Genomic DNA, 26195 nt, shown 5'->3' on the forward strand with positions numbered 1-26195 from the left:
GCGATAATTTTCCACTGTGTAAATCTCACTAAATCAATATTGAACAGAAAGATGAACAAAACCCAACTTATTCAAGCATTACGCCAAAAAATAGCACAATGCTACCAACAATATCCCGTATCAGACACACAAAAAATCTATGCAAAATTTGACCGCACTTTATTTAGTGAAGATTTTCAACATTTCAAATTTTATCGCACAGAATTAAACAACACACTCGCCCAAATAGAACGTTTGCAAGAAAACGAACACACTCAGTGTCAATTTTATACTGAAAAACTGCTCGCCCAGCTACAAGCCTTATTAGATGCCCTCAAACAACACAAAAGAAGAGATAAAAAAACCTTTACTAATCCTTCTCCACAATCGGCTCAAAATAAACAACAGCACGCCATCCATCGCCTTCCACCAAGAGAACGATTAGCTAAATATTACGAAGCCTTACAAGCATTAAACCAAAAAATCGCTCACCAGCAAGATCAATATATCCAAACACAAAACGAATTAAAAAAACAACAGCTTCAGCAACTTATCCGCCACACAGAACAACGCCGTACCCGTTGTTTAGAAGCGATTGAATTATTAGAAGAGCATTTAGATAATACGCAATAGAAAATATAGCCGTATCAAAACACAGGCTTTATTTTTCAGAATAGGCTTTCCATTTTAACATTCGCTCAATAATTGTGATTAATTCTGCGCGTTCATAACTGTCTAAACCGTGCAATAATTGTTCTAATTGTCTTGCTTGATCCATTGAACGATTACTACTACTTGTTAATAAATCCGCAATTTCACAATGAAAGATTTCTGATAATTCTAATAAACGCAAAATATTAGGTACAGACTTGCCTCGCTCCATTCTTGACACCGCATCATTACTAATATCTAAAATTTCTGCCAACTGTGCTTGGGTTAATCCTACCGCTTGACGATATTTTGCAATCGCTTGACCTATTGTAAGTAATAGCTGTTCATCTTTATCAAGCATTGTTCTCTCTCCTTATAATGAAGAGAGAATAATAGATATTGACTTCTATACATAAATAGCGGAACATACTTACATTAGATCTTTAACATCTAATATTATATTTATTACAAATCTATTTTTGAGCGAAAAGCGAAAAGCGAAAAGCGAAAAGCGAAAAGCGAAAAGCGAAAAGCGAAAAGCGAAAAGCGAAAAGCGAAAAAATTTTTATTGGACGACACAACCTGACGCAAGTCTTTTTTTAACTTAATTTAGAATAACTTTTAATGAATAGCCCATAAGTGAAAAGTTATGAAGAAAACGCATCAGCTTGCACAACGCTTAAGCATAATTTTATCCCAGCTCAATTTGGGAAAACGTCTTGATATTAATGAGTTAGCAGAGGATTTTGATGTATCAATCAGAACCTTACAACGTGATATCAACGAACGCCTTAATTTTCTTCCTTGGGCAGAGCTAGGGCCAAGATTTTATAAACTAGACCGTCAAAAATTGGATATTCTCACCGAAGAAGATATCCAACGTTTTGCCCTTTTCGCCAGTATCTCCAATCTTTTTCCAAGTGTCGATAAGGCCTTTTACCAAGAAAAATTAACTCAGTCAGTGCAAGTTAAAGGTTTTCAATATGAAGATGTATCACATCTTCAAGCACAATTTAATCAATTAAAACAAGCCATTAGCAACAATAATTTTATTTCATTTAAATATTGTAAACTCACCACTCAGCAAACAAATTTTTACCAAATTGCGCCCTACTCACTGACTAACAAAAATGGAATCTGGTATCTAATTGGCACCGATCAACATCAAGACAACAAACAAAAAACCTTTTGCTTTACTCAAATTAGTCAGCTAGAGGTACTTGCAGAAACCTTTACCCCAAATCAGCAATTTATCGAAGAAATTAAAAGGAATGATTCACTCTCGCACGGAAATATGATTGCTGAAGTTGTCATTCAAGTTTCAGCTTTTGCTTCACCTTTTTTCCTGCGTCGTAACTTACTCCCGAATCAAAAATTGGTGCATAAGCTAGAAAATGGTGAGTTACTGCTTGCTGCTCAAAATGTAAACCCATTAGATATTTTACCGATTGTGCAATATTGGATTCCTCATCTTGTGATCATCAGCCCACAAAACTTACAAATAGAATTGCAAAATAACTTAGCACAATACTTAAATAAAATGGAAAGTAAATAGGAAATATAAATATAGGAATAAGGAAATGAAAAGGAATCTATTTGAAGTAATCGTAGTTGGCACAATGAGTGCAGGAAAATCGACATTTATCAATGCCCTTATTGGTACGGAATTATTACATTCAGCTAATCAAGCTACAACAGCAACCATTACACGTATCCACGATAAAGATAATAAAAGTTTTTTTTCAGGTTCTGCTTATAATTATGATGGTAAGCTAGTTGAAAAATCTCGTAATATCAATGCAGAAATTTTAAAAAAATGGAACAAAGCTCCTGAAATAAAAAAAATTGATATTGATGGTGATATCCAAACTATTAAAAATACTCGTGCCGAATTAGTAATCTATGATTTACCCGGTCCCAATAATAGTCAAAATGATAATCACGAGTTATTAACAATGGAAGTCATTAATGACAAGGAATATGGATTGATTCTTTATTTATTAAATGCCACACAGTTCGGTATCAATGATGACCGATTATTATTAGAAAAAATCTATAATACAATAAAACAAGATACTAAAAAAGAAATTATTTTTATCTTAAATAAAGCAGATGAAATTGATACAGAAAAAGAATTAAGCATTGTTCAACTAATTAAGAATGTTGAACAATACTTAAACGAGATTGGATTTAAATCCCCAAACATTATCACAATCTCAGCAAAACAGGCGTTACTATTTCAAAAACTACTAAATAGCGATGTTTTTTCTAGAAGTGAAAAGTATGATTTATCTGTTTTACTCGAATCCCCAGAGTTTTTATTTAAAGGTGCATCAAGCCTATCAAGAAAAAATAAAAAATTAGCTCAATCATTTATACAGACTAATCTCTCTAAAGAAGATAATGAGATTTTAGCAAATAACAAATCAATAAAAGAGGTTAAAGAATATTATTATAATACTGGATTTGGTGAGATTTGTTATTTATTACAGAATAAAATAGATCATACATTTAATAAAATAAAAAAAGTTTAGAAAGATTTTTTCTTATCTAATAAACAAGAGTAAATCTATTTTTATACTAACAAGCTTAAATTGGCTTTGTTAAAATGCAAAACTTTGATTAATCAACTTAAGTAAATAAAAGGAAAAATTATGAACTCCATTTATATCGAACATAATCCGTTTACAATAAAAACAACATTTCTTATTAATGATGAAAAACCTGACGAACAGATTTTCCTAAATAATTATGTAAATCGAAGAATTCAACTTTGGATTGAAGGATTCTTTAAAAAAGTGGGAGATGAATTATTCAATGGCACTAACTTTAAAGTTATTTTTAAAGGACTTGAAAATGATGCTGTTGATGTAAAAACAGATATTGAAAAAACCAACTCAAATATTAAATTTGAATGGATTAAAGTTGCTGATAGTGATAACCGTTTAAATGATATTAAGCATCTAATTCATAAAGCTGAAAAACATCCACTGTTTTCAGAACAAATGAAGCAACCTAAAACCCAAGAAAATTTAGAGAAAGCATTAAGTAATGATTTTGATATTTATGTTGCAGCTACAATGTCTGCAGGTAAATCTACCTTCTTAAATTCATTATTAGGGAGCGAACTACTTCCCGCGGCAAATGAAGCAACAACCGCAATTATTGCTGAAATCACCGATAATAAAGAATTAGATAAAGGTGTGTTTAAAGGGCGACGTATTGATAAAGCAGGAAATTGTGTAGAAAAATCTGATGAGGTTACTCTTAATATATTAAAGGATTGGAATAGTACCGAACTTCATAAAGATACCGCTATTATTAAACTAGAAGGAAATGTGCTTGGTATAAATGCAAGAGAGAACATTCGTTTAATTTTAACAGACACTCCCGGTCCAAATAATAGCCAAGATAAAGATCACGAGATCGTAACATTTAGAAAAATTCAAGATAATACTAAAAAGCCATTAATTTGTTACTTGTTAAATGCTACACAAATCGGTATTAATGATGATAAACAGACATTAACTATGATTGCAGAAACAATGAAACAAGGTGGGGTACAGAATAAAGATCGTTTCTTATTCTTATTAAATAAAGCAGATTCTTTTGATGAAGAGAAAGGCGAAAGTATTCAATCTATTTTAGAAAAATGCAAAGACTATATAAAAAGTTTTGGTATTGCTGATCCTTTAATTTTCCCAATTAGTGCCAGAAATGCTTCTTTACTTAGAAAACGTCAATTTAATTTTACCTTGAGTCGTGCCGAAATGAGCGACTTGAGAAACTGGGAGTTTCGTGCCTTAGATGATAAAGAAGATAATTATATTGGCATTGACTTCACCAAATATATGCCATTAAGTACGCCGGTGAAACAAAAATTACAGAATGAAGAGAATATCGCATTATTACACACTGGTATCCCAGCCATTGAAGCAGTAATCGATAACTATATTGATAAATATAGCATACCTGAACGTGTTTTCCGTGCTTATGATGCCCTTAAAAATGTAACAAATATCGCAAGAAATAAAGAAGATCTTATAAAAAACTTGGAATCATATCAGGAGCAAAGAGAAAAGATAAAAGACGCTCTACAATGCTTAAAAGATGCTAAAAAAATAAGAGAAAGCACCAAAAAAGATTTAGATAAACTAATAGATCAAGCTGAAAAAGATCCTAATAAACTTTCACTAGCTAAGCCATTAAATAAAATCAATGAACTAGAAGCACAGATTCGTGAAATGATCGAGCTTGAGGGGGAAACATTTAAATCTGATAAAAATAGAAGTAAGTATAAAACAGATAATGGGATTAACGAAGTCATTAAACAAATTAGTAATAAATTTGAACATCAAAAAGCGGAATTAATTTCAAAATCTGAAAATTTAATCTTAAATGCCCAAGATAAAACTCAGGAGGCATTGATAGAAATTTATAAAGAATATCTTGAGACTTTCTTCAGCAATATTAATATACCTAAGGTTCCACGAGCTAACCTAAAAAAAGCAATGTCTAACATTGGTTACAACTTTGGTTTAGAAAAATTACAATCTGCTAAAAAAATAACACAAACAGAAGAGGTACGAGTCGGAGAAAGATCAAGATTTGTACTTTGGAATCCATTCACTTGGTGGGCCGATCCTGAATATATTTACGAAGAAATAGAGATTTTTGATGCGGATGCTACCTGGAACGAGGTTATATCTCCTATGCTTGATAACGAATTTAACCAATTTTTTAACTTGGTAGTCAATAAAATTAGAACAGATATTAGAGAGCAAATTAACACTTTTAGTAAGTTTATTAGTGAAGAGTTTGCTAAACAAATGACTAACATCAGTCAAGATATGGAAGCCAAAATGAGAGATGATAAAAATCTTAAAGAGGCAATTCAAGAAGCAGAAAAAAATCTGGAAAAAATTAAAGCATTTGAAAAAGAAATTGATGATGTTATTGCTTTATAAAGGATAGATATAAAAGAAACGATTTATTTAAATAAAGAATATTTTTCTAGATAAAATTTGACCGCACTTAAAAAAATATGCGGTCAATTTTAAACAACTAAATGAGAGAAAAAACAATGGATACACAAAAAAGACCAAACCTTACAGGCTTTATTCCTGTTAAATATTTAAAAAATGCATTAGATAAAAATGATTTATCTGATATTCGTTCTGCATTAATGACGATTTTGAAGAATTTTTCGCTTCCTATCGAAACGGTACTAGCATCAATTTATTATGTTTATGAGAAAAATAACGCAGTATTTGAAGAGGCTGAAGAAAGTATCTATGTTTCACCAATTAGCGATGATGAAAATGATTGGAATAAAAATTATTTTTACCAACAGCAAGTTTTCTTAAATCGTAATTTTACTTTAGAGCGTATTCTACACTTACTAAACGTGCGTGAGACGTTGATGAAAAAAGGCGATCCTGATTTCCAAATGTCCAATAGATCACAATCTAGCATAAATAGAGCAGAAATGAGTACAACACTGAAAATAAATACATCTGAATCAAAAGGGAATAATGGCTCACAAACATTTAATAAAACACAATCAGATATCAAGAGAAAAGAGAATAGAAAAACGGCTAACTCATTGTATGAACCTAAGAACAACAATGATTTTATAAAAACTGTTTGTTTAATTGGTGGAGTCGTATTAGTTGTAGCTACAGCCTTATTCTTATATCTAAAAAACGGAGATTAAATCAATGTCTGATAAAGTTAAACTGGCCGAACTTAGCCAAAAAACACAATCCTCATTAGATAGTACATATCAATTATTAAATAAACAATATTTGGCAACATTAAACAATGAGGAATTACTCCCTTTAGTGCATAATGAAAGTATTCATCTTGCAACTGATATACGCATTTTCCGTATTGAACGTATTATTTTAGAAAATAAACAATCAATGCTAGAAAGTTTAACTGCAACCTATGCTACATTAGGTACAGCCGGACATTCTGTCTTTCTATTTCTAAATAGTGATGGTAAAGAGACAACCATTTATCTAGGAACAAAAGGTAAAGCCAAAAAATCTTTAGGAAATGCAGCAGGAAAATTACTGAAAGAAACAATTAATGGACATTTCTCAGGCACTCAATTAGTTTCATTAAATGGTAACGAAATTGAAGAATTAGTAAATAAATTAGATGAAAGTGATAAAAATATTACTGCTGTAACCAGTGTTCCATCCTTATCTACCGATGAACGTGAATACTTTATGCAGGGATTAGAGCATTTTATTGATGCTGCTGAAGGACGCATATATCAAGCATTAATTCTTGCAGAACCTGTAAACACTATGGAATTAGATTTAATTCAACAAGGGTATGAAGGAGTAGCAACCCAGCTTTCTCCATTATTAAAAACAACCTTATCTTATGGTGAAAATGAAAGTGATAGTGTAGGACTTAGTATTAGTGAGAACATTAGTCAATCACTTGGTAAAAGTTTAGGTCTCACTGAAACCAGAGGAACAAGTGAATCGCACTCTGAATCAACTGGTACAAGTGTTGCATATTCAATGGGGGGAAATTACTCTAGAAGTATAACTGGCGGAGTAAGTATCGACTTTGCATCAATATCATCAACTTCATCAATTGGCGTTTTTGCCAGTAAAACAAATACTAAGAGTACGACATTTACCACAACAACAGGAAGCAATGAAAGCCAAAGTCAGTCCCAAACTACCTCAACGACTGATAGTTACGGAACAACAACAGGAAGAAATGTAAATCGCACGCTTGGTACAAGTAAGCAACGTTCGATTGAATTTACGAATAAAACCATTGAACTATTGTTGAAAAAGGTGGATCACAACTTAGAGCGTATTGATGAAGCACGACGTTATGGCGGATGGAATTCTGCTGCTTATTTTATTAGTGAGGATTTAGCCACTTCACAAGCACTTGCCAGTATGTTTTTTAGCTTAATGCGTGGTAATACATCAAGTGCAGAAGATTTTGCCTTTACAATATGGAATAAACAAGATCCAAACAAAACGAAAGAAGTACTTACATGGCTGAAGAATTTTTCTCATCCAAGAGTGTCAGGGAATTTTGTAAAAGGTGTTGATATTCCATTTTTTACGCCCGCGGTCTTAGTTTCAGGAAAAGAAATGGCCATTCAACTAGGTTTACCACGTCGCTCTACATCTACGGTTTCCGTATTAGAAGGAAAATCTTTCGGAAGAAAAATTCAAGTCATAGATGCTGTAGGAAGTGTAAATTCTTCTAATAAAGATAAGCCAAAAGTCGAATTAGGTAAGATTTTCCATTTGTGGTCAGAAAAAGCACAAGTAGTTAATTTAGATTTGCAAACTCTATCTAGTCATATTTTTGTTACAGGTTCCACTGGCTCTGGAAAAAGTAATACCGTCTATCAATTACTTGATCAATTCAATAAAAATGAAGTGAAGTTTATGGTCATTGAGCCAGCCAAAGGGGAATACAAAAATGTATTTGGACATCGTGAAGATGTTGCTGTTTTCGGCACAAATCCAAAACAAGCCAAATTACTAAAAATTAATCCATTCAAATTCCCAGCTGAAGTACATATTTTAGAACATATTGATCGTTTAATTGAGATCTTTAATGTTTGTTGGCCAATGTATGCTGCGATGCCGGCAGTACTTAAAGATGCAATACTTTCAGCTTATGAAGCTAGCGGTTGGAATTTAATTTCTTCTACAACAAGAACACCAAATCGTTTTCCTAGTTTTGTTGATTTGCTACATCAATTAGAAATTGTGATTGAAAAATCAAATTATTCAAGCGAAATGAAGAGTAATTATAGTGGTGCATTAGCAACTCGAATTAAATCATTAACAAATGGTTTAAATGGTCAAATTTTTAACGCTGATGAATTAGATAATTCATTACTCTTTGATGAAAATGTCATTATTGATTTAAGCCGTGTCGGTTCACAAGAAACAAAATCGCTGATTATGGGAATCTTAATAATGAGATTAAGTGAACATAGAATAGCTACAGCAACAGGAATGAATGAACCTCTAAAACACATTACAGTTTTAGAAGAAGCCCACAATATCTTAAAACGCACTTCAACGGAACAAAGTTCAGAGGGTTCTAATGTTACTGGTAAATCGGTTGAAATGCTTTCAAATGCGATTGCTGAAATGCGAACTTATGGAGAAGGTTTTATCATTGCAGATCAATCACCAAATGCAGTGGATATTTCTGCAATCCGAAACACTAATACGAAAATTATTATGCGTTTACCAGACGAATCAGATCGCCGTTTAGCCGGAAAAGCTGCTGGAGTTAATGATGAACAATTAGAAGAAATAGCTAAATTACCAAAAGGTATCGCTGTTGTTTATCAAAATAACTGGCTTGAGCCAATCCTATGTAAAATTGCGTATTTTGATAGTGAAGAAAAACCTTATCAATATGTTGCCAATGAAGAAGATGAAAAGAAAATCTTCAATGAACATTTAATCCGTTTCTTATTACATAAACAGCTAGAAAATGAAAGCCAATTTGATATTAATGTATTAAAAAAAGGGGTAAATCGGTTTAGTTCATCAGCTCGTAAAAGCTCATATTTACACAAATTAATTCAACATTATGAACAAAAAGGCAATTCTCCATTTTGGGACTGTCCGGATAAGACATTTAAAATTCTACTAGATTTTTTTGATTTACAAAATGGAGTAACTCAACGAATCAAAGAACTTCAATCTAGACAAGATAATATTCAAGAAAAAGAGGTTAATGAATTAATTCAACTTATTATTGAGAATTTACATCATAACTTTGAAAACACGAGGAATATTGAAGGATTTATACATAATACAATCAGAAAAAATCTACTATAAGTCATATATTAAATTCTCATTCAGCTGAGAATACCTAACAGAATATAAAATAACTTTATAAAGACTAGGAGTTTATATGCTCAATAAATTAGAAACACAAGAAACACCGTCGATAGACACAAAAGAGGTCAATAGCAAAGAGTTACCAGTATGGGCTGATGATAAAATTACTATTGAAGATATTTTTGATGAAGCTAATATAACTGACAAAGTCGCTACTGACACTAAAGATCCTTCTAACTCAGAAAATGTTATGGATTGTTTAGCTAAAGAGCATTTTACGCCAGTGAAAGAAGAAACCATTGAAAAACTCACATTAATCTGGCCTTCCGAAATAGTTGATATGATAAAATCAGAAGAAGAGGCTGATATTTATCAAGGGGCAAGCTTAATGCCAAAAGAAATTAATGGGAAATTTGTTCTATGCAAAGAAGATATTGATCTTAATCAAAAAGATGAATTAGGGAGAACTAACCTAGGTAGAATGCAACAAGGACTTGCACCTTTAGATAAAGGTGGTAAACCAATTGAGCTTCATCATATTGGACAAAATCAAAATTCACCTCTCGCTGAATTAACTTCAAGAGAACATAGAGGACCAGGTAACCACACTATATTGCATGATGTGAAAAAAGAATCTGAAATAGATCGTGAGAGTTTTAAAAAAGAAAAAGAAGAACACTGGAAAGAACGTGCTGCTGAAATTATAGAAAAACAAGGAGTATAACAATGAAAGAATTAGCAAATAAATTTGTAGCAAAAGGTGCTATTATTCGCCCAGCTAATGAAAACGAAATTTTATCAGCTGAAAGACAGTTAGGTATAAAATTTTCATCTGAATATAGAGATTTTTTATCTAGTTTTGGTATATTAAGTTACAACAGTGATGAAATATATGGATTGGGAGTTTCAACTGATTACTATCTTAATATTCTTAACTTACTCAAAGAATTTAAAGAATATAATGTAAACATTCCTAACAATTATATTCCTTTATTAGACATTGGAGATGGTCAATATTATATTTATGATAATAACGATGGTAAAATATATGTATGGTCGGCATCCAGTAACTCTATTATAAAAAACAAACAAAATTCATTAACAGAATTCTTATTAGATATATTAGAACAATAACCGTATGCTAATATCTTAATATATGCTATCCTACTAATTATAAATTATATTTAGTGAGGATAGCTTTATGAGAGATATATTAACTCTTACCACTTATTTTAAACAAAATAAAGATTCCCAAAACTACTCCGACAACTTTAAACTCCGTATCCACCGCGCATTAAGTTGGTTGAAGCAGGCTGAAACCACTGAAGATTTAGATACTAAATTTATTTTTCTTTGGATAGCATTTAATTCTGCCTATGCTAAAGAAATTAAGAATTTAGAAAATAAAGAGCGGGTTAATTTAAATGAGTTTTTATTACGAATTTGTAGTTTAGATGAAGAGCAAACTATTTATACTCTAGTATGGAAGAATTTTTCCCAGCCTATTCGTTTACTTACAAATAATCACTTTATTTTTCAGCCATTTTGGCGTTTTCATAATGGCGATATTACCGAACGGCAATACCTTAAAGAAGAGAAAAATGAACAAAGACATTTGCTTTCTGCATTAGAAAAACAAAATACACCTCAAATTTTGTCTATACTGTTTGGCCGTCTTTATACGCTAAGAAATCAGATTATTCACGGTGGTGCAACTTTTAATAGTTCTGTTAACCGTGAGCAATTAAAGGTAAGTTGCCAACTTCTTTCTTTATTTTTACCTACAATGCTTGAAATTATGATGAATAACTACGATAAATTAGATTGGGGTAAACCGTTTTATCCATTAGTAAAAAATAAATAAAAAATATCACTCATCATACAAAAAAATAAAGCAGGTATTTAACCTGCTTTATTTTTATGTCTTTTTAATGAATATTATTTTGTATAACGTCTAAAAACTAAGGTTGCATTTGTGCCACCAAAACCAAAGCTGTTTGACATCACGGTATTTAAGCCCGCGTTTTCTTTGGTTTTTGTTACGATATTCATCCCTTCAGCTTGTGGATCAAGGGTTTCAATGTTAATGCTTGGGGCAATAAAATCGTTATCTAACATTAATAATGTGTAGATGGCTTCGTGCGCACCTGCAGCACCTAAGGAGTGTCCTGTCATTGATTTTGTAGACGAAATCGCAGGTTGGCTTTCACCGAATACGTTTTTAATTGCACCAAGTTCTTTCACATCACCAACGGGTGTTGACGTGCCGTGTACGTTGATGTAATCAATCGGAGTATCTACGGTTGCCATTGCTTGTTTCATACAACGCTCTGCCCCTTCTCCACTCGGCGCGACCATATCATAACCATCTGAAGTGGCGCCATAGCCTACGATTTCTGCATAAATTTTTGCACCACGAGCAAGGGCGTGTTCTAATTCTTCAACGACAACCACCGCGCCACCACCTGCGATAACAAAACCATCACGGTTTGCATCATAAGCGCGAGAAGCTTTCTCTGGCGTATCATTATATTTTGTCGAAACCGCGCCCATTGCATCAAACTCTGTTGCACATTCCCAAGAAAGTTCCTCAGCACCACCTGCAAATACGATATCTTGTTTGCCTAATTGGATTAATTCTAGTGCGTGTCCAATACAATGTGCTGAAGTCGCACAAGCTGAACTAATGCTGTAATTGACACCACGAATTTTATAAGGAGTCGCTAAACAAGCTGAAACGCTTGATGCCATTGTTTTGGTTACCGCATAAGGCCCAACGGCTTTTACACCACGAGGCCCACGCACAGCATCACAAGCGATTAATTGGTTATGTGCCGAACCTGTTCCAGCACCAATGACCAAGCCTGTACGATCGTTAGAAACCTGTTCTTCTGTTAATCCGGCATCTTCAATGGCTTCTTTCATTGAAAGATACGCATAAGCGGCTGCATCGCCCATAAAACGGTAAACTTTACGGTCAATTAATTCTGAAGGAGTAATTTTAAGTGTTCCTGCGATATGGCTACGCATACCCATTTCGACAAATTCTGGCACTAATTCAATGCCTGATTTGCCCACTTTTAATGAAGCTAACACTTCTTCTTTATTGTTACCGATACTAGAAATGACGCCGAAACCAGTAATTACCGCTCTTTTCATAAATTATTCCTTTTGGGTTGAAAGAGTAAATAGATTTGTCGGTCGCTAACTTACTACGAAATGAAAATATTGCAAGCATTTCTTTGAAGGTTCGACCAATCCAGAAAATTCCGTTATTATAGCAAACTCAATCAGTACAACAAAGATAACCACACCGATGTTTAAACTTAATCACGCCGAGATTTATTTTAACCAAGAAAAAACGCCTGTTTCCGCTACATTTGATGATGTTTATTTCTCTAATCAAGATGGATTAGCAGAAAGTCGCTATGTTTTTCAAGAAGGAAATCAATTATGGCAACGTTGGCAAGATTTTGAACAATCTCATTTTGTGATCGGAGAAACAGGCTTTGGTACAGGGCTGAATTTTTTTGCCGTAACCACGCTCTTTCGCCAATTTAGACAAGCTCATCCCCATAGCCCATTAAAACGTCTGTTCTTTATTTCTTTTGAAAAATATCCATTGAATCAAACGCAGTTAGCCGAAACGCACCTGCCTTATGCGGAGTTTACTGAGTTAAGCCAGCAACTTTGCCAACACTGGCAACCAATGATTAATGGCTGCCAGCGTTTTCATTTTAATGAAAGCACATTAGATGTTTGGTTTGGCGATATCGCAGACAACTTACCGCAACTTGGTGATTATATGCAAAATCGTATTGATGCGTGGTTTTTAGATGGCTTTTCTCCGAGTAAAAACCCGCAAATGTGGAACGCACAACTTTATACTGCAATGTTCAATTATTGCAAAACGAATGGAACATTTGCCACCTTTACGGCAGCCAGTGCGGTGCGAAAAGGGTTAGAAAATGCAGGGTTTTGCGTACATAAACGCAAAGGCTATGGTAAAAAGCGTGAATGTTTAGCTGGCGTAAAACCAGAAAATGACAAAAAAAATCACCGCACTTTGGCAATCTTAACCCCTTGGTATTTGGCTCAATCAGCTCCGCTGAGCAAACCGCGCCCTAGCAAAGTAGATCAACAAGATATTGCCATTATCGGCGGGGGAATTGCTTCCGCCTTTACTGCGCTGTCTTTATTACAACGAGGCGCAAACATCACCTTATATTGCGAAGATGAACAAACCGCCCTCAATGCTTCTGGCAATAAACAAGGGGCATTTTATCCACAACTGAGTGATGATGATAAACGTAATATTCGTTTTTATATCCACGCATTTTTATATGGGCAGCAGCAATTACATTGGGCTATTAAACAGGGAATTGAATTTGAACACGCTTTTTGTGGCGTTGCCCTCTGTGCTTATGATCATAAAAGTGCGGTGAAATTAGATAAAATTTCTGCGTTAGATTTGCCTGAAACCTTATTCCAACCACTTTCCCAAACTGAATTAAGCGAAAAAGTCGGTTTACCACTGCCTTGTGGTGGGGCATTTCTTCCACAAGGGGCTTGGCTTGCTCCTCGTCAATTAGTGCAAAATTTATTTAGCTATCTAGCCGAACAGGGCGTAAGCATAAAAACATCGCAAAAAATTACCGCACTTTCACTGCAAGATGAAAATTGGCAATTGACCAATGCACAGGGTGAAACCTTTTCTCATCACATTGTCATTATTGCCAATGGACATCAGCTAAAAAACTTTCATCAAACGAAAGAATTGCCGGTTTATCCCGTGCGTGGGCAAGTGAGCCAAATTCCCACAACACCACAATTAAAGCAACTTAATGCCGTGCTTTGCTATGACGGTTATCTCACTCCCGCCGATCAACATCAAACGAGCCATTGCATTGGGGCGAGCCACGTTCGCGATAATCAAGATCGTCAATTCAGCTCACAAGAACAGCAACAAAATCAATATAAAATTCAACATAATCTTGCGGGGGCTGAATGGGTGAACGCGATCGATACATCTGACAATCTTGCGCGTGTTGGCGTGCGTTGTGCGGTGCGAGATCGTATTCCAATGGTCGGTAACGTGCCAGATTTTACTCAGCAAGTAGCAGACTACAATAATTTGTTCAATCTTCGCCGCCGCAAACAGCCCATTCCACCAGCCGCAATACATCGTAATCTTTATTTAATCGGGGCATTAGGCTCAAGGGGATTAACTTCCGCCCCTTTACTTGGCGAAGTCCTTGCATCATTAATTTACGGCGAACCCTTGCCATTAAGTGAAGATATTTTGCATCAACTCAGCCCAAATCGTAGTTGGATAAGGAAATTGCTAAAAGGCACGCCCGTTGCATAAACAAAAAAGGCGAACCTGATGTTCGCCTTTTCGCTATTTCCTCTTACGCTTGATTACTTCACGCGCGCCCCTGCTTTTGCACCAGAATCAACATCAAGTAAGAATAAATCTGCGCCGCCACTGCCCGCAGAAAGAATCATTCCTTCTGACATACCAAATTTCATTTTACGCGGTGCGAGGTTGGCAACCATAATCACCATACGCCCCTCTAATTCTTCAGGTTTATTGTAAGCCGCCTTAATCCCAGAGAAAACTTGGCGTTGTTCAACGCCTAAATCTAAGATAAATTTCAATAATTTGTTACTTTCAGGCACGGCTTCACATTTTAGCACTTTGGCAACGCGCAAATCTAATTTGGCAAAATCATCAATGCTGATCGTGTCTTCAAAAGGCTCAATATATTGTAAATTTTCCACCGAACTTTTCTCACTATGGGATTGTGGAAGTAATTGTGCATTTTCAGCTTTAGATGCCTCAATCATTTGTTCAATTTGTTTCATCTCTAAACGAGAGAACAATGCCTTAAATGGTGCAATTTTATGCGCGAGCAAAGGTGTTGCAAGGTTGTCCCAAGTAATTTCGGCTTGTAAAAAGGCTTCGGCACGCTCTGCCAATTTCGGTAACACCGGTTTTAAATACCCCATTAATACACGGAAAAGTTGGATACCCATTGAACAAACTTGCTGTAATTCTTGCTCTCGCCCTTCTTCTTTGGCAATAACCCAAGGTGCTTTTTCATCAATATATTTATTCGCTTTATCCGTTAATGTCATAATTTCGCGGATCGCTTTACCAAATTCGCGATTTTCATAATAGGCTGCAATTTGTTCAGATTGTGCGGTAAATTCAGCAAATAATTGTGGATCTTGCAAGGTTGCAGCAAGCTCGCCATCAAAACGTTTTTGAATAAACCCTGCATTGCGTGAAGCAAGATTAACTAATTTATTCACCACATCGGTGTTTACTCGTTGAACAAAATCCTCTAAATTGAGATCAAGATCGTCAATTCTATTCCCCAATTTCGCCGCATAATAATAGCGTAAATACTCTGGATCTAAATGTTTTAAGTAAGTTGCCGCTTGGATAAATGTGCCACGAGATTTCGACATTTTTTCGCCATTTACGGTAACATAGCCGTGAACAAAAATATTATCTGGCTTACGCAATTCTGCCCCTTCTAACATCGCGGGCCAAAACAAGGAGTGAAAATACATAATATCTTTACCAATAAAATGATAAAGCTCCGTTTGGCTGTCTTGTCGCCAAAAATCGTTAAAGTCTAAATCCCCTTTACGCTCACAGAGGTTTTTAAACGATGCCATATAACCAATTGGCGCATCAAGCCAAACATAGAAATATTTGTTTTCTGTATCAGGAATTTTAAAGCCAAAATAAGGGGCATCACGAGAAATATCCCACTGTTGTAAACCCGCTTCAAACCATTCTTGCATTTTGTTCGCCACTTCCTGTTGCAAGGATCCAGAGCGAATCCACTCTTTCAACATTGCTTCAAAACTTGGTAAATCAAAGAAAAAATGCTCACTCTCTTTCAACACTGGCGTTGCACCTGAAACCGTAGAGCGTGGATTAATTAATTCTGTTGGGCTATATGTGGCAGAACAAACTTCGCAATTATCACCATATTGATCAGGGGATTTACATTTTGGGCAAGTCCCTTTAACAAATCGATCAGGCAAGAACATTTGTTTTTCAGGATCGAATAATTGTGAAATAGTACGGCTTTTGATAAAACCATTTTCTTTTAATTTACGATAAATACATTGTGCCAATTCACGATTTTCTTCACTATGGGTAGAATGATAGTTATCAAAGCTAATATTAAAGCCTTCAAAATCTGCAATATGTTTCTGCTGTACATCGGCAATTAACTGCTCAGGTGTAATGCCCATTTGATCAGCTTTCAACATAATTGGCGTGCCGTGCGCATCATCGGCACAAACAAAATAAATTTCGTTGCCACGCATACGCTGGAAACGCACCCAAATATCGGCTTGGATATGTTCAAGCATATGTCCTAAATGGATAGGGCCATTGGCATAAGGCAATGCACAAGTGACTAAAATTTTACGAGGTGAATTTGACATTATCTGTTCCTTTATCATCAGAAAAATTGTGCCGAATTTTACCTTATTGACGGTATTTTTTCCAGTTCAAGGCGGTTTATCTCAATTTATACTTAACAGCACCGCGTTGCCGTGTTTAAATATACCAACAAATTTACTCAACTATTTACTTACGATCGACTTAACAATAGGAAATAATGATGAGCATTCATTTTTCAGCGAATTTAAACGAGGCGCAACAAGCCGAGATTCAACAACGATTCCAACAATTTAAACAGCAAAGCTTACAGCGTGATTTAATTAACCTCAATGCAATCAAAAAAGTAGAACTCGGTGCAGGCGTTTTACGCATTGAAATTGCGATGCCTTTTGCTTGGAATAGCGGTTTTGAACAATTAAAAGCCGCCCTAACTAAGGAATTAGAAAAAATCACCCAAGCACAAGAAGTAAAATGGGTGCTGAACTATCAAATCGCCACATTAAAACGTGCCAATAACCACCCTGCAGTGAAAGGTATTAAAAATATCATTGCGGTGAGTTCAGGCAAAGGTGGTGTGGGCAAGTCCACGGTTTCAGTAAATTTAGCTTTAGCCTTACAAGCACAAGGGGCAAAAGTTGGATTGCTTGATGCCGATATTTATGGTCCTTCCGTACCTCATATGCTTGGCGTCGCAGATCAACGCCCAACCTCGCCAGATAACAAACACATTAATCCTATTGAAGTATATGGCCTACGAACCAATTCAATTGGCTATTTAATGGAACCAGATAATGCCACCATTTGGCGTGGGCCTATGGCAAGCAGTGCATTAAGCCAACTTTTGCAAGAAACCCTATGGGCAAAAGATGGCGTAGAGCTGGATTATTTAGTGATTGATATGCCGCCGGGAACGGGAGATATTCAGCTTACGCTCTCACAACAAATCCCTGTAACCGGGGCGATTGTGGTTACGACCCCACAAGATATCGCCTTAATTGATGCGATTAAAGGGATTTCAATGTTCCAGCGTGTTTCTGTCCCTGTGCTTGGTATTGTGGAAAATATGTCGGTGCATATTTGTAGCCACTGCGGTCATCACGAACCGATTTTTGGCACTGGTGGCGCTGAAAAAATGGCAGAAAAATATCAAGTAAAAGTCCTCGCACAACAACCATTACATATCCGCCTACGTGAAGATATGGATAACGGTAAACCTACGGTGATTTCTGCCCTAGACAGCGAAATTGCCCAATCTTTCTTACAGTTAGCAGAAAACGTTGCCAGCGAACTTTATTGGCAAGGAGAGATTATTCCAAGCGAAATTTTATTTAAAGCGGTGGAATAAACCTATTCGCACTTCACCAAGTGCGGTGCTTTTTTCACAAGTTTTTCAACGCATCTAATTTCAATATAAGGGCGGTTTGATGTATTCGCCCTTATATCGCTTAACTAAACGACTGGCGATAAAGCACTAAGCCTGTACCATACGATGTAAAATTGCCTTATTCTCTCATACATTAGTGCGGTGTTTTTTTCGGCAATTTTACGCATAAAAGAAAATTCATTCTGCACATCACCCAATCCCGGGCATAAAAAAACGCTCAATCTCTTGAGCGTTTTCTTTACTTAATTTAATGATTAGCGACGTAAACCTAAACGCGCGATAATTTCGCTATATTTAGCTAAATCAGTACGTTTTAAGTAATCTAATAATTTACGACGACGAGAAACCATACGTAACAAACCACGACGACCGTGGTGATCTTTTTTATGAACAGCAAAATGACCTTGTAAGTGGTTAATTTGCGCTGTTAATAATGCAATTTGAACTTCTGAAGAACCAGTATCTTTTGCATCACGACCAAACTCAGCAACGATTTCTGCTTTTTTTTCTGTACTTAGAGACATAGTTAAATCCTCAATTATAGGGGTTAATCATACATCAAACGCCGATCTCTAATTCAGCGCCGACAAGGAGCGATAATTGTAACGACTAGGCAAAAAAATGCAATAAATATCTTGAGATTTTTTCGGTTAGCAAGGTAGTATAACAATAGGTTTTTACGAAGGAATTGATAATGAAAATACTCATTGCACCAGACTCATTCAAAGAAAGCTTAACTGCTCTTGAAGTAGCGGAGGCGATTGAAATTGGCTTTAAAAAGATTTTTCCACAAGCGCAATATTGTAAAATCCCAATGGCTGATGGTGGTGAAGGTACGGTGCAATCCTTGGTGGATGCCACCAAAGGAAAGCTAATACGATGTACTGTCACTGCCCCGTTAGGTAATAAAATTGATGCATTTTGGGGGCTTTCTGGTGATGGTAAAACCGCATTCATTGAAATGGCAGCGGCTTCTGGATTGCATCTTGTACCAATGGAAGCACGCAATCCATTGAAAACCACCAGTTTTGGTACGGGAGAATTGATTTTAGAGGCATTAAATTATGGCGTTAAAAAAATTATTCTAGGTATTGGAGGGAGTGCAACCAATGACGCAGGTGTAGGAATGTTGCAAGCCTTAGGCGCACGTATTCTCAATGGTGAAAATCAGCTTTTAAGCTATGGTGGCGAGCAGTTAATTAACATCGTTCATATTGATTTACACCAGCTTGATCCGCGTTTAGCCCAAGTACAAATTGAGGTTGCTTGTGATGTGAGCAATCCAATGTGTGGTGAGACAGGGGCATCAGCAGTATTCGGGCCACAAAAAGGAGCAACGCCTCAAATGGTTCAGCAACTGGATGTCGCACTTGCACATTTTGCACAAACCGTGCGGCAACAACTTGGTATTGATATTGCTAACCAAGCGGGAGCTGGCGCGGCAGGAGGAATGGGCGGTGGATTATTGCTTCTCCCTAAAGTGCGGTTGAAAAAAGGGGTAAATATTGTATTAGAAACCTTAAATTTTGCCACACAAGTACAAAATGCGGATTTAGTGATTACAGGTGAAGGCAGAATGGATGGGCAAAGTGCATACGGAAAAACGCCAATTGGCGTCGCTAAAGTAGCCAAACAATTTGGCAAGCCTGTTATTGCTATCGTAGGTTGCCTACGAGAAGATTACGAAGTGGTGTATGAGCAGGGTATTGATGCGGTATTTCCTATTATTCGTCAGCTAGATAGCTTGGAAAACACCTTACGATCAGGAAAAGAAAATCTGATTTCAACCGCACAGAATGTTGCCCGATTTTATCAGTTAGCCACAAGATAACTTGAGTTCAGCTCAAAGTGCGGTGCAAAAATTAAGAAAATTTGTACCGCACTTAATTTATCTATGGAATAGTTTTTTCATTCGCTTTTCTTAATTAAACGTGATTACCACATCTTATCAGGACTAAATATAATGCGATCCAAAATCCTCTTTTATCTCATTATACTTTGAGTGAATATTTAGCTAATTTGCGATGAAATTTTCTACCTATCTTGCAAGCAAATGGTTCGCTCCCCTACTTGCTCCTTTCTTTTCTTGCTTAGTCGGTGAGTTTATTGACACCAAAATGGCGATAGGTTCGTAATGTGGCGATACGTCCTCTTGGTGTACGTTGTAAAAAACCTTGCTGAATTAAATAAGGCTCAAGCACATCTTCAATGGTTTCGCGTTCTTCACCAATGGCGGCAGCAAGGTTATCTAACCCCACAGGGCCACCGTCAAAACGTTCAATAATCGCGCTTAATAATTTGCGATCCATAAAATCAAAACCAGCCATATCCACATCCAACATTGAAAGGGCTGATTGCGCAATTTGTGCGGATATTTGGCCTGCATTTTTTACATCCGCATAATCACGCACGCGACGTAGTAAACGATTTGCAATACGTGGTGTGCCACGGGAACGGCAAGCAATTTCTTGTGCGGCATCTTGTTCAATGGCTAAATTTAAGCATTGCGCACTGCGTGCCACAATAGACGTGAGATCTTCCACTGAATAAAATTCTAAGCGTTGCACAATGCCAAAGCGATCTCGCAAAGGGGAAGTGAGCGAGCCAGCTTTAGTCGTTGCACCAATTAAGGTAAAAGGGGGTAAGTCTAATTTGATCGAACGTGCGGCTGGCCCTTCACCAATCATAATATCAAGCTGATAGTCTTCCATTGCGGGATACAGGACTTCTTCAATCGCTGGGGAAAGGCGGTGAATTTCGTCGATAAATAGTACATCGTGCGGTTCGAGATTGGTAAGCATCGCAGCAAGATCGCCCGCTTTTTCTAATACTGGCCCAGATGTAGTACGGATATTGACGCCCATTTCATTGGCTACTATATTTGCCAGCGTGGTTTTTCCTAAACCCGGGGGGCCAAAAATTAAGAGGTGATCGAGCGCATCTTGACGCAACTTTGCCGCTTGAATAAAAATTTCCATTTGCTCACATACTTGTGGTTGCCCCACATAATCAGTGAGTAATTTAGGACGAATCGCACGATCAATATATTCTTCATCAAATTTTTCTGTTGCGCTAACAATTCTATCTACTTCAATCATTATTCTGCCTTATTTATAACGCTGCTTTTAGGGCTTCGCGGATTAATTGTTCACTATTAAGTGTTGGATCGGCGACTTTTTTCACCATTTTTTCCGCCTCACTTGCTTTGTAACCTAAAGCAATTAATGCCGCTACCGCATCATCAATATGCATATTTTCTTTGTTTGATGATTTTTCAACCATAGGCAAATGGGTACTTTCAATAAAGAAATCTGCTTGTTGTAAATCTTTAAATTTCCCTTTTAATTCAACCAGTAAACGTTCTGCTGTTTTTTTTCCAACGCCCGGAATTTTAACCAATTTAGACAATTCTTCACGTTCTATGGCATAGGCAAATTCATTTACTGACATTGCAGATAAAATTGCTAAGGCTAATTTAGGCCCAACGCCATTGGTTTTAATCAGTTCGCGAAATAGACTACGATCTTGTTTATGAGAAAAACCAAATAATAAATGGGCATCTTCTCGCACCACCAAATGGGTGAATAATGTGGTTTGTTGCCCTGTTTCTGGCAAGTTATAAAAGCTGGTCATTGGCAATAAAAGTTCATAGCCGACGCCTTGTACATCAAGTAAAATTTCTGGTGGTTGCTTCTCGACTAATAATCCTGTTAAACGGCCTATCATAATTTCCCCTTAAAACGATTTGCCATAGCATAAAATAAAACTGGATAAATATCCAGTTTTAAACAATAAATTTTCACCCTTAACGATTATAAACGAAAACGCCCTCGGCTATATCTAGGACGTAAAAGTGCGGTGCTTTTTACGCCTGTTTTTTGCATATTTTGATTAACTTGAGCAAGCTGGGCGGCAGAATGAGCGTGGGTGATGGCGATAGCTAAGGCATCTGCCGCATCGGCTTGTGGCTTTGCAGATAATTTGAGGATTCGCATTACCATTTCTTGTACTTGGGTTTTATCCGCAGCGCCTGTTCCGACCACCGTTTGTTTCACTAAACGAGCCGCATATTCAAACACTGGTAAATCTTGGTTCACCGCAGCGACAATCGCCACGCCACGTGCTTGCCCGAGTTTTAATGCAGAATTGGCATTTTTTGCCAAAAAGACCTCTTCAATGGCAAACATTGTAGGGTGGAATTGAGTGATAATTTCGCTCACACCAGCATAAATTCGTTTTAAGCGTGTGGGCATATCTTCTGCCTGAGTACGAATTACGCCGCTGCCTAAATAGTCTAATTTAAGTCCAACTTGGCGGATCACTCCATAACCCGTTAAACGAGATCCCGGATCGATACCTAAAATAATTGCCATCTTTTTTCCTAAATGAAAAAGGTGCTGATGAGATCACGCACCTTTTAAATTATCGTCAATAAAATCAATGTGAAAAATTAAAGCAGTGCCGCCACTTCATCACTGATTTCACCATTGTGATAAACGTTTTGCACGTCATCACAATCTTCCAGCATTTCAATTAAGCGTAATAATTTTGGTGCGGTTTCTGCATCAAGATTCACCGTAGTAGATGGGATCATTGTGACTTCTGCTTCTTGAATTTTAAAGCCAGCTGCTTCAATCGCTTCACGCACTGTACTTAAATCTTCCCACGCAGTATAGATTTCAAAGCTACCATCTTCTTGTGGTTGGATATCATCTGCGCCCGCTTCAATCGCCGCTTCTGTTAACGCATCTTCATCCGCTTCGGCAATCAAAATTAAGCCTTTTTTACTGAATAAATATCCTACCGAGCCTTCTGTGCCTAAATTCCCGCCACATTTGGTGAAACTTGGGCGAACTTGTGAAATCGTGCGGTTTGCGTTATCGCTTAGGCATTCCACCATAACCGCTGTGCCGCCCGGGCCATAGCCTTCATAGACTTTGGTTTCCATATTCGTATCATCGCCACCGCCTACACCACGGTCAATTGCACGATTAATGGTATCACGTGTCATATTGTTAGAAAGGGCTTTATCCACTGCCGCGCGTAAACGTGGGTTGGCACTTACATCACCACCACCTAATTTTGCAGCGGTAACTAATTCACGAATTAATTTAGTAAAGATTTTTCCACGTTGGGCATCTTGGGCGGCTTTACGATGTTTAATATTCGCCCACTTACTATGTCCTGCCATTTTTTTTCCTTCTGTTTTCTGTGATCTTTTTGATCTTGAGTTTAATTAAATTTGTTTGTTTTTATAAATCGAGTTTCGCCGTTGGCGACTTACTTTTTTTTGCGCGTGCAAAGTAAAAGTAAGTAAAAAGAAAGCACGCCCGACTTCACTGCTTTTCTTCACTTAGTTGAAATTTTCTTTACGCAAAATTCAGAACTCGCTACGCTCAAACACGCTGAATTTTGCTAAAAATTTCAAGTCGTTCAGGCAGTTCAGACGGGATCAAGCTGAACGCTGATATTATTTATATTATTCCCCAAGTGCGGTGAAAAATTCTCTTATTTTTTCATCGCATCTTTCCCCTTTTTAGCAAAAAGAGGCTAGGGGAGATTTATCAGCCTTTATTTATTAAATATTTCTCTATCGCTGCGGCATTATTTGGTGATTTTGTTAGCTGTATGGCTTCTTGCACCGAAACCCATTTAAAAGCTAAATGCTCAGTTAATTGAGGCTCAAATTCTTGTTCAACCGCATATAAAAACCAATATTCTCGACAGTGCGTGATATTCGGTGCGTATTTATAGCGGAAATGAGGAAAAATTTCAAATTCTACGCTTTCATTGCAATCAAAAAGTGCGGTGGAATTTGGTGAAATTTTTAACCGCACTTCTTCCCAAAGTTCACGAATCACCGCTTCTTTTGGTGTTTCGCCCTTTTCTATTGACCCCGTTACCGACTGCCAAAAATCAGGATCATCTTTGCGTTGCAACATTAAGACCAGATTTGTCTTTTTAGCATAGATAACAACTAAAATACTTTGCGGGTTTTTGTAATTCATACAAGATAAGACGTGGGTGTCCCCACGCCTATTTACCTAAAGTTATTTCTCGTTTTTTACTACGCTAATCCCTAATTCGGCCAATGCCTGCGGGTTCGCATAGCTTGGCGCTTCTGTCATTAAGCACGCCGCGGCGGTGGTTTTCGGGAAGGCGATCACATCACGAATGTTGTCTGTGCCAGTTAAAAGCATCACTAAACGATCTAACCCGAAAGCCAATCCTGCGTGTGGTGGCGTACCGAATTTTAAGGCATCAAGTAAGAAACCAAATTTTTCATATTGTTCTTCTTCATTAATGCCAAGAATACGGAAGACTGTTTGTTGCATTACTGGGTCAAAAATACGCACAGAGCCGCCGCCCACTTCGTAACCGTTAATGACCATATCATAAGCATTTGCTACTGCTGAGGTAGGATCTTGCTCAAGTTGTGCTGGGCTGAAATCTTTCGGTGAAGTGAAGGGGTGATGCATCGCGGCAAGATTGCCTTCTTCATCACGCTCAAACATTGGGAAATCAATGACCCAAAGTGGTTTCCATTCGTCTAAACGGGTTAAGCCTAAATCACGACCTAATTTCAAACGCAATGCGCCCATTGCATCTGTTGCCACGTTCCATTTATCCGCACCAAAGAAGAGAATATCGCCATTTTGTGCTTGTACACGTGTTAATAAAGCATTCAGAACATCTTCAGATAAGAATTTAGCGATTGGGCTTTGTACCCCTTCTAAGCCTTTTTCAAGCTCATTCACTTTCAACCAAGCTAAGCCTTTTGCACCATAAATGCCGACAAATTGAGTATATTCATCAATTTGTTTACGCGTAATGCTTGCGCCATTTGGCACGCGAATCACAGTAACACGGCCATTTGGATCATTAGCTGGACCGCTAAATACTTTGAAATCAACCTCTTTAACTAAATCAGCCACATCGACCATTTCTAATGGATTACGCAAATCGGGTTTATCTGAACCAAAACGTTGCATTGCTTCTTGCCACGTCATCATTGGGAATTTGCCGAGATCTACGCCTAAGATCGCTAACCATAATCCGTGGATCATCTGTTCCATAATTTCACGCACTTCTGGTGCGGTTAAGAACGAGGTTTCCACATCAATTTGGGTAAATTCAGGTTGACGATCAGCACGTAGATCTTCATCACGGAAACATTTTACAATTTGATAATAACGATCAAAGCCAGACATCATCAATAATTGTTTAAACAATTGTGGTGATTGTGGTAAGGCATAGAATTTCCCTTTATGGACACGGCTTGGTACTAAATAATCGCGCGCACCTTCAGGGGTGGCTTTCGTTAGCATTGGGGTTTCAATATCTAAGAAACCGTGATCATCCATAAAACGGCGTACGAAACTGGTAATCTTCGCACGAGTTTTCAAGCGTTGCGCCATTTCAGGACGACGTAAATCTAAGTAACGATATTTTAAGCGTTGTTCTTCTGTATTATTTTGGTTGAAATCCAATGGCAATACATCCGAGGCATTATAAACAGAAAGAGATTTTGCCAACACTTCCACTTCGCCCGTTGCCATTGTTTTATTAATTTGATTTTCAGGGCGAGCAATGACTTCACCTTTAACTTGAATACAAAACTCATTGCGTAAATTGGCTGCCGCGCTCAATGCTTCTTGATATTTAGGATCAAAACAAACTTGCACAATCCCTTCGCGATCGCGTAAGTCAATAAAAATAAGTCCACCTAAATCACGGCGTTTATTCACCCAGCCACTTAGCGTAACCTCTTGCCCAATGTTGTTGCGGTTTAATGCCCCGCAATAATGAGTTCGCATCATAATATTTTCCTTTAAAATTTTAAAAAGTGATAACAGCGGAATTATAGCGGAAATCGAGGGCGGATAGAATT

Annotated in this window: 22 protein-coding genes; 12 read left to right on the plus strand and 10 right to left on the minus strand. The window is 36.9% G+C overall.

The features are described 5' to 3' along the window. The first annotated feature begins 51 nt into the window (after positions 1 to 51). On the plus strand, positions 52 to 612 hold the full coding sequence (gene priC / locus L4F91_RS08005; RefSeq protein ID WP_250363428.1) for a primosomal replication protein PriC: 561 nt from the start codon (positions 52 to 54) through the stop codon (positions 610 to 612). Between the two features lie 28 nt (positions 613 to 640). Here the strand turns inward: priC and L4F91_RS08010 are convergent, their stop codons facing one another. After that, positions 641 to 991: a helix-turn-helix domain-containing protein gene (locus L4F91_RS08010; protein ID WP_250349696.1), complete on the minus strand. Its 351-nt coding sequence runs from the start codon at positions 989 to 991 to the stop codon at positions 641 to 643. Between the two features lie 288 nt (positions 992 to 1279). On the opposite strand from L4F91_RS08010, the gene L4F91_RS08015 reads away from it, so the two are divergent. The 8 genes from L4F91_RS08015 to L4F91_RS08050 all read left to right on the plus strand — a co-directional run bounded on the left by L4F91_RS08015 (position 1280) and on the right by L4F91_RS08050 (position 11352). After that, positions 1280 to 2185 carry a YafY family protein gene (locus L4F91_RS08015; RefSeq protein WP_250363429.1) on the plus strand — a complete coding sequence of 302 codons (906 nt, stop codon included), beginning with the start codon at positions 1280 to 1282 and terminating at the stop codon, positions 2183 to 2185. 25 nt (positions 2186 to 2210) lie between these two features. After that, positions 2211 to 3164: a dynamin family protein gene (locus L4F91_RS08020; RefSeq protein ID WP_395895857.1), complete on the plus strand. Its 954-nt coding sequence runs from the start codon at positions 2211 to 2213 to the stop codon at positions 3162 to 3164. 120 nt (positions 3165 to 3284) lie between these two features. Continuing rightward, the gene (locus tag L4F91_RS08025; RefSeq protein ID WP_395895859.1) at positions 3285 to 5597 is read left to right on the plus strand and encodes a dynamin family protein; all 2313 of its coding nucleotides are present in this window, start codon (positions 3285 to 3287) and stop codon (positions 5595 to 5597) included. A 116-nt stretch (positions 5598 to 5713) separates the two neighbouring features. Beyond that, on the plus strand, positions 5714 to 6346 hold the full coding sequence (locus tag L4F91_RS08030; protein WP_395895861.1) for a hypothetical protein: 633 nt from the start codon (positions 5714 to 5716) through the stop codon (positions 6344 to 6346). Between the two features lie 4 nt (positions 6347 to 6350). Further along, positions 6351 to 9485, plus strand: a complete 3135-nt coding sequence (locus L4F91_RS08035) for an ATPase, T2SS/T4P/T4SS family (protein ID WP_395895863.1) — start codon at positions 6351 to 6353, stop codon at positions 9483 to 9485. A 76-nt stretch (positions 9486 to 9561) separates the two neighbouring features. Beyond that, the gene (locus tag L4F91_RS08040; RefSeq protein ID WP_395895865.1) at positions 9562 to 10212 is read left to right on the plus strand and encodes an HNH/ENDO VII family nuclease; all 651 of its coding nucleotides are present in this window, start codon (positions 9562 to 9564) and stop codon (positions 10210 to 10212) included. A gap of 2 nt (positions 10213 to 10214) precedes the next feature. Continuing rightward, positions 10215 to 10622: an SMI1/KNR4 family protein gene (locus L4F91_RS08045; RefSeq protein ID WP_250349689.1), complete on the plus strand. Its 408-nt coding sequence runs from the start codon at positions 10215 to 10217 to the stop codon at positions 10620 to 10622. A gap of 67 nt (positions 10623 to 10689) precedes the next feature. Beyond that, a complete protein-coding gene (locus L4F91_RS08050) occupies positions 10690 to 11352 on the plus strand; it encodes a hypothetical protein (RefSeq protein WP_395895867.1) in 663 nt (220 codons plus the stop codon). A gap of 74 nt (positions 11353 to 11426) precedes the next feature. Here L4F91_RS08050 and fabB read toward each other — a convergent pair whose 3' ends face one another. Then, positions 11427 to 12647, minus strand: a complete 1221-nt coding sequence (gene fabB / locus L4F91_RS08055; RefSeq protein WP_395895869.1) for a beta-ketoacyl-ACP synthase I — start codon at positions 12645 to 12647, stop codon at positions 11427 to 11429. Positions 12648 to 12804: 157 nt separating this feature from the next. Here fabB and mnmC point away from each other — a divergent pair, with 157 nt between their 5' ends. Beyond that, complete coding sequence (mnmC, locus tag L4F91_RS08060) at positions 12805 to 14856, plus strand: bifunctional tRNA (5-methylaminomethyl-2-thiouridine)(34)-methyltransferase MnmD/FAD-dependent 5-carboxymethylaminomethyl-2-thiouridine(34) oxidoreductase MnmC (protein ID WP_250363434.1); 2052 nt, start codon at positions 12805 to 12807, stop codon at positions 14854 to 14856. A 53-nt stretch (positions 14857 to 14909) separates the two neighbouring features. On the opposite strand, the gene metG is transcribed toward mnmC, so the two are convergent. Continuing rightward, positions 14910 to 16961: a methionine--tRNA ligase gene (gene metG / locus L4F91_RS08065; RefSeq protein ID WP_395895871.1), complete on the minus strand. Its 2052-nt coding sequence runs from the start codon at positions 16959 to 16961 to the stop codon at positions 14910 to 14912. Between the two features lie 179 nt (positions 16962 to 17140). Here metG and apbC point away from each other — a divergent pair, with 179 nt between their 5' ends. Then, complete coding sequence (gene apbC, locus L4F91_RS08070; RefSeq protein WP_395897856.1) at positions 17141 to 18265, plus strand: iron-sulfur cluster carrier protein ApbC; 1125 nt, start codon at positions 17141 to 17143, stop codon at positions 18263 to 18265. Between the two features lie 293 nt (positions 18266 to 18558). Here apbC and rpsO read toward each other — a convergent pair whose 3' ends face one another. Further along, positions 18559 to 18828 (minus strand): 30S ribosomal protein S15, encoded by a 270-nt coding sequence (gene rpsO / locus L4F91_RS08075; protein WP_250349684.1) that lies wholly within the window; start codon positions 18826 to 18828, stop codon positions 18559 to 18561. 170 nt (positions 18829 to 18998) lie between these two features. Here rpsO and L4F91_RS08080 point away from each other — a divergent pair, with 170 nt between their 5' ends. Then, on the plus strand, positions 18999 to 20135 hold the full coding sequence (locus tag L4F91_RS08080) for a glycerate kinase (protein WP_395895874.1): 1137 nt from the start codon (positions 18999 to 19001) through the stop codon (positions 20133 to 20135). Between the two features lie 259 nt (positions 20136 to 20394). Here L4F91_RS08080 and ruvB read toward each other — a convergent pair whose 3' ends face one another. From ruvB to aspS, 6 genes are all read right to left on the minus strand, one after another. Next, on the minus strand, positions 20395 to 21402 hold the full coding sequence (ruvB, locus tag L4F91_RS08085; RefSeq protein ID WP_395895876.1) for a Holliday junction branch migration DNA helicase RuvB: 1008 nt from the start codon (positions 21400 to 21402) through the stop codon (positions 20395 to 20397). Between the two features lie 13 nt (positions 21403 to 21415). Beyond that, a complete protein-coding gene (ruvA, locus tag L4F91_RS08090; RefSeq protein ID WP_250349679.1) occupies positions 21416 to 22030 on the minus strand; it encodes a Holliday junction branch migration protein RuvA in 615 nt (204 codons plus the stop codon). A gap of 86 nt (positions 22031 to 22116) precedes the next feature. Continuing rightward, on the minus strand, positions 22117 to 22677 hold the full coding sequence (gene ruvC / locus L4F91_RS08095) for a crossover junction endodeoxyribonuclease RuvC (protein ID WP_250349678.1): 561 nt from the start codon (positions 22675 to 22677) through the stop codon (positions 22117 to 22119). Positions 22678 to 22754: 77 nt separating this feature from the next. Further along, complete coding sequence (locus tag L4F91_RS08100; RefSeq protein WP_250363442.1) at positions 22755 to 23495, minus strand: YebC/PmpR family DNA-binding transcriptional regulator; 741 nt, start codon at positions 23493 to 23495, stop codon at positions 22755 to 22757. A gap of 373 nt (positions 23496 to 23868) precedes the next feature. Next, on the minus strand, positions 23869 to 24312 hold the full coding sequence (nudB, locus tag L4F91_RS08105; protein ID WP_395895877.1) for a dihydroneopterin triphosphate diphosphatase: 444 nt from the start codon (positions 24310 to 24312) through the stop codon (positions 23869 to 23871). Between the two features lie 42 nt (positions 24313 to 24354). After that, a complete protein-coding gene (aspS, locus tag L4F91_RS08110; protein WP_250363444.1) occupies positions 24355 to 26124 on the minus strand; it encodes an aspartate--tRNA ligase in 1770 nt (589 codons plus the stop codon). Positions 26125 to 26195: the final 71 nt, after the last annotated feature.

The organism is Avibacterium sp. 20-126 (assembly GCF_044358625.1).
In the GTDB taxonomy this organism is placed as follows: domain Bacteria; phylum Pseudomonadota; class Gammaproteobacteria; order Enterobacterales; family Pasteurellaceae; genus Avibacterium.

Bases quoted from the DNA above. Each gene is read 5' to 3' on its own strand.
- priC (WP_250363428.1), top strand. From the start codon at position 52: ATGAACAAAACCCAACTTATTCAAGCATTACGCCAAAAAATAGCACAA.
- L4F91_RS08010 (WP_250349696.1), bottom strand. From the start codon at position 991: ATGCTTGATAAAGATGAACAGCTATTACTTACAATAGGTCAAGCGATT.
- L4F91_RS08015 (WP_250363429.1), top strand. From the start codon at position 1,280: ATGAAGAAAACGCATCAGCTTGCACAACGCTTAAGCATAATTTTATCC.
- L4F91_RS08020 (WP_395895857.1), top strand. From the start codon at position 2,211: ATGAAAAGGAATCTATTTGAAGTAATCGTAGTTGGCACAATGAGTGCA.
- L4F91_RS08025 (WP_395895859.1), top strand. From the start codon at position 3,285: ATGAACTCCATTTATATCGAACATAATCCGTTTACAATAAAAACAACA.
- L4F91_RS08030 (WP_395895861.1), top strand. From the start codon at position 5,714: ATGGATACACAAAAAAGACCAAACCTTACAGGCTTTATTCCTGTTAAA.
- L4F91_RS08035 (WP_395895863.1), top strand. From the start codon at position 6,351: ATGTCTGATAAAGTTAAACTGGCCGAACTTAGCCAAAAAACACAATCC.
- L4F91_RS08040 (WP_395895865.1), top strand. From the start codon at position 9,562: ATGCTCAATAAATTAGAAACACAAGAAACACCGTCGATAGACACAAAA.
- L4F91_RS08045 (WP_250349689.1), top strand. From the start codon at position 10,215: ATGAAAGAATTAGCAAATAAATTTGTAGCAAAAGGTGCTATTATTCGC.
- L4F91_RS08050 (WP_395895867.1), top strand. From the start codon at position 10,690: ATGAGAGATATATTAACTCTTACCACTTATTTTAAACAAAATAAAGAT.
- fabB (WP_395895869.1), bottom strand. From the start codon at position 12,647: ATGAAAAGAGCGGTAATTACTGGTTTCGGCGTCATTTCTAGTATCGGT.
- mnmC (WP_250363434.1), top strand. From the start codon at position 12,805: ATGTTTAAACTTAATCACGCCGAGATTTATTTTAACCAAGAAAAAACG.
- metG (WP_395895871.1), bottom strand. From the start codon at position 16,961: ATGTCAAATTCACCTCGTAAAATTTTAGTCACTTGTGCATTGCCTTAT.
- apbC (WP_395897856.1), top strand. From the start codon at position 17,141: ATGAGCATTCATTTTTCAGCGAATTTAAACGAGGCGCAACAAGCCGAG.
- rpsO (WP_250349684.1), bottom strand. From the start codon at position 18,828: ATGTCTCTAAGTACAGAAAAAAAAGCAGAAATCGTTGCTGAGTTTGGT.
- L4F91_RS08080 (WP_395895874.1), top strand. From the start codon at position 18,999: ATGAAAATACTCATTGCACCAGACTCATTCAAAGAAAGCTTAACTGCT.
- ruvB (WP_395895876.1), bottom strand. From the start codon at position 21,402: ATGATTGAAGTAGATAGAATTGTTAGCGCAACAGAAAAATTTGATGAA.
- ruvA (WP_250349679.1), bottom strand. From the start codon at position 22,030: ATGATAGGCCGTTTAACAGGATTATTAGTCGAGAAGCAACCACCAGAA.
- ruvC (WP_250349678.1), bottom strand. From the start codon at position 22,677: ATGGCAATTATTTTAGGTATCGATCCGGGATCTCGTTTAACGGGTTAT.
- L4F91_RS08100 (WP_250363442.1), bottom strand. From the start codon at position 23,495: ATGGCAGGACATAGTAAGTGGGCGAATATTAAACATCGTAAAGCCGCC.
- nudB (WP_395895877.1), bottom strand. From the start codon at position 24,312: ATGAATTACAAAAACCCGCAAAGTATTTTAGTTGTTATCTATGCTAAA.
- aspS (WP_250363444.1), bottom strand. From the start codon at position 26,124: ATGATGCGAACTCATTATTGCGGGGCATTAAACCGCAACAACATTGGG.